This window comes from Streptomyces sp. SAS_272 (genome assembly GCF_052543235.1).
Genome location: NZ_JBMNDR010000082.1, coordinates 37,252 through 40,991, shown reverse-complemented (window position 1 = coordinate 40,991; position 3,740 = coordinate 37,252). Strand labels below are relative to the sequence as shown.

At 65.6% G+C, this 3,740-nt stretch carries 3 protein-coding genes; 1 reads left to right on the top strand and 2 read right to left on the bottom strand.

Translation table 11 applies throughout. The features are described from left to right. Positions 1–506: 506 nt before the first annotated feature. Positions 507–917: a helix-turn-helix domain-containing protein gene (locus ACN6LD_RS33755; protein WP_445045150.1), complete on the bottom strand. Its 411-nt coding sequence runs from the start codon at positions 915–917 to the stop codon at positions 507–509. 165 nt (positions 918–1,082) lie between these two features. Here ACN6LD_RS33755 and ACN6LD_RS33750 point away from each other — a divergent pair, with 165 nt between their 5' ends. Beyond that, positions 1,083–2,936 carry a peroxidase family protein gene (locus ACN6LD_RS33750; RefSeq protein ID WP_445045149.1) on the top strand — a complete coding sequence of 618 codons (1,854 nt, stop codon included), beginning with the start codon at positions 1,083–1,085 and terminating at the stop codon, positions 2,934–2,936. A 433-nt stretch (positions 2,937–3,369) separates the two neighbouring features. On the opposite strand, the gene ACN6LD_RS33745 is transcribed toward ACN6LD_RS33750, so the two are convergent. Then, positions 3,370–3,740, bottom strand: a 371-nt coding sequence (locus ACN6LD_RS33745; RefSeq protein ID WP_445045148.1) for a hypothetical protein, incomplete at its 5' end; no start/stop codon positions are given.

Below are 3,740 nucleotides of genomic sequence, written 5' to 3'. Positions count from 1 at the left end.
TCCGCGTAGCGGATGCGGGACCTGGTCTCAAGAACCTCGCGAACGGCGAATATTCAAGCAGTCAACAATTGTCGATTCTGCACGGACTGGCCTATCACTGACGTGGGCCAGACGCCGCGCCCTGCGTTCGCCCGCCTCTCCTCCGCGCCGGCCTGTCCGAATCCGCGCCGGTCCGTCCGAACTTCACTCCCAGCGTCACGGTGCTGTTCCGACATGCAGGCAATCGGAACGTCTCCTAGTGTGCGTTCCAGGGGCACCCAGATGTGATGTTGAGACGCATGTGCGCCATCGCGACAGAGGTCATCGCAATGGTCATCGCAATCCGAGACTCGAGGAGCCACCGTGGCCAAGCAACGCGCCTTCCGGCCGATCGCCTCGGGCACCTGCCAGTCGAAGCCCGGCTCGGCAACAGGATCGCCGGCTTGCAGGCGCCCACCCTCCTCATCCGGTGCCTCGACCCGGACCGCGACCCGGTGACGGCGGCGGGATCCGGCCGCATCGCGCCGCTATCGCGGAGCGCGATGGCGGCCGTCGGCGGTGTGCGGAGGCACGAGGGAACACCACCCTGGAGGAGGCGAGGAAGCGGTCCGCGGCGCCCACTTCCCGTCCACACCAGGAGGACCTTCACTCCGGCATGGAGCGGAGCTCGCTCCAGCGCGCATCCGCGATGGCCCCGACGGTCGTGGTGTTCTCGCCAGCCGCGTTCGTCGACGGGCCACGATCGCCCGCTCGGCGCCTTCGGGCAGCGGCCGGGAGCACATGGTGTCCGACGTGACACTGAAGTTGACCAGTTCCTGCCGCGCCCATGCCTCGGCGAGGGCGGCCAGGGCCAGGTGGTAGACCATCCGGACGCAGCCGAACGTGTGCGACGGCGCGGCTGCCCACGCATCGGTCGGATGGAAGCACCCGCTGTGCACGGTCCGCGATCGCGCTCATAAACAAGCCGGGCCGCACGTAAGCATCAAACCTGTATTTCAGAGCACTGACGTCCGTCCGAGGACGGATTCCCGCTCCTGCCCAGCTCCGCAGGAAGTTTCGTTTCCTCCTCCGGCTGAAACCGGCGGTGCCACGAAAGGACTCCGATGAGCTCACTACGTTCCCTCTTCCGCCGCTCCCGATCCTCATCCGCCTCCCCTCCATGGAAATTCGTCGGCGACCTGGCCGAGTATGTCGACCGGCGTATCGGCTGGGACAAGCTGGCTGTGATTCCTGGTCTGGCGGTTCTCTTCGGACTGCGCTTGAGGCTCCGTCAGGAGAACCTTCACGACACCACGCACCTGCCCTCGGTCAACCTTCCCGATCCCGGGCCGAAGTCCGAGAAACACAAGGTCAACAGGAGCGCCGACGGCAGCTACAACGATCTCGACGAGCCTCGGATGGGCATGGCGGGCACCCGATTCAACCGCAATATCCCGCTGGACAAGATCGCGCCGGGCACGTGTGAGGACGTCCTGTCCCGGCCGAACCCGCGCGAGGTCAGCCGAGCCCTGCTCACCCGTCATGAGTTGATCCCGGCCGAGTCCGTGAACTCCCTCGTCTCCACCTGGCTGCAGTTCATGATCCGCGACTGGTTCAGCCACGGTACGAATCCTGGGGACCGGCCCTGGGAGGTGCCCCTCATGGACGACGATCCCTGGCCGGAGCGTCCGATGCGGATCATGCGGACACCCGAGGACCCGACCCGGGATCCGCAGGCGGCCGCCGACATGCCCGACACGCGCGTCAACGTCTCCTCCCACTGGTGGGACGCTTCGCAGATCTACGGATCGAGTGACGCGGAGCAACGCCAACTGCGCACCGGTGAGTTGGGCAGACTGCGGTTGTGGGACGACGAGCAGACCCCGTTCCCCGACCCCGCTCGCGACCCGTCGAAGGTGCCCGGCTTCTGGCTGGGCCTGGTGATCATGCAGAACCTGTTCGCCCGCGAGCACAACGCCATCTGCGACCACTTGCATGCCGCGTACCCGTCCTGGGACGACGAGGAGCTCTTCCAACGGGCGCGGCTCGTCAACTCCGCACTCATCGCCAAAATCCACACCGTGGAGTGGACGCCGGCCGTGATCAGCCATCCCACGACCGTCAAGGCCCTGCAAACCAACTGGTGGGGCCTCGCCGGGGAACGCATCCACAACCTTCTTGGCCGGATCAGCGACAGCGAGCTCGTCAGCGGTATCCCCGGCGCGAAGACGGATCACTACGGCGCCCCGTTCGCCCTCACCGAGGAGTTCGTGGCCATCTACCGCATGCATCCGTTGATCCGCGACGATTGGGACCTGCGCTCCGCCGTCGACGACGAGACCCTGCGCCGCTGCTCATTGCGCGACATCTCCGGACCCGAGGCGCTGAAGGTTCTCGAGACCACGAACATGGGCGATCTGCTCTACAGCTTCGGCACACTCCACCCTGGTCTGGTCACCCTGCACAACTTCCCGAAGTTTCTTCAGGAGTACCAGCGCCCCGACGGGCACCTGCAGGACCTCGCCGCCACCGACATCCTGCGCAGCCGGGAACTGGGCGTCCCCCGCTACAACGAGTTCCGACGGCTTCTCCGGATGAAGCCTGCCGCGAACTTCGAGGATCTGACGGACAATCCGACGTGGGCCAAGGAGATCAAGCGGCTGTACGGGAACGACATCGAGAAGGTCGACCTGACGATCGGGATGTACGCCGAGAGGCTTCCGGCCGGGTTCACCTTCAGCAACACCGCGTTCCGCATCTTCATCCTGATGGCTTCGGTCCGCCTGAGCAGTGACCGCTTCTTCACCGCGTATTACACCCCAGAGGTGTACTCCAAGGCCGGAATGGCCTGGATCGACGACAACTCCATGGCTACGGTGATCCTGCGGCACCACCCGGAGCTGCGCCCGGCCCTGGCGGGGCTGACAAATGCGTTCGTGCCATGGCACAGGGCGCAGTCCCGCACGGGTGATTCCTGACAGGTGAGAGAAACCCCCTGGCGTACGCGACCATCTGTCGAGGAGTCCCTCGTATCGAGGGGCCGCTGCCTCATCGCCACCACCGGCCCCGTTTGAACACCCGGAGCACGTCACGCGTCGCACCCGGTACCTGATCGCGAACAGGGGGGTCCAGCCCGCTCAACCGTCCGGCTCTCAAGATCGTCGAAAGAATCCGGATCTTCACCTGGATCGCGTCGATGAAGATCACCGCAAGCCGCTGTGGCCTTCACGTTCCCTGCGCCGACGGCCTCTCACAAGGTCGACGACGTAGTGGCGGGTGCCGACGAGGTCGGACCAGCTCCGGTCCGGAGCGGGTTGGCGGGACGGCAGGCATGCATCACAGTTGGCTTCATCGAACCGGCTGGCGCTCATCCGGTCACGGTCGGCTCTGACAGGAAGACATCGCGCTTCGCTATATGTCGCCCGCGATGATGGAGTGAGCAGCGTCGCCCACCTTGGTCCAGGTAAGGCCAGAGCCGACGTAGCGGTACACGGCGTTGCTGGTCGGGGTCAGTTTGTAGACGGTATCTGTGGCGACGGCAAAGGAAGCGCCGACAGTTCCGATGAATCTCCAGGAGTCGGGAGTGCCGAGGTAGGCCTTCAAGTCGCCGGCGCTGGGACTCGTGGCGACGAGCCCGTACCCCCAGTCCCCGGCGTAGATCTGGCCTGCAGGGCCGCCGATCTTGGTCCAGGAGGATCCCGAGCCGTCGTACCGATACACCGCATCCCGGCCCGGAGTCAGTCCGTAGACGGTGTCGCCAGCGACCGCGAACGAAGCACCGG

What these genes read in the sequence shown, in the direction of transcription:
- ACN6LD_RS33750 (WP_445045149.1), top strand. Translation starts at nt 1,083, where the DNA reads ATGAGCTCACTACGTTCCCTCTTCCGCCGCTCCCGATCCTCATCCGCC.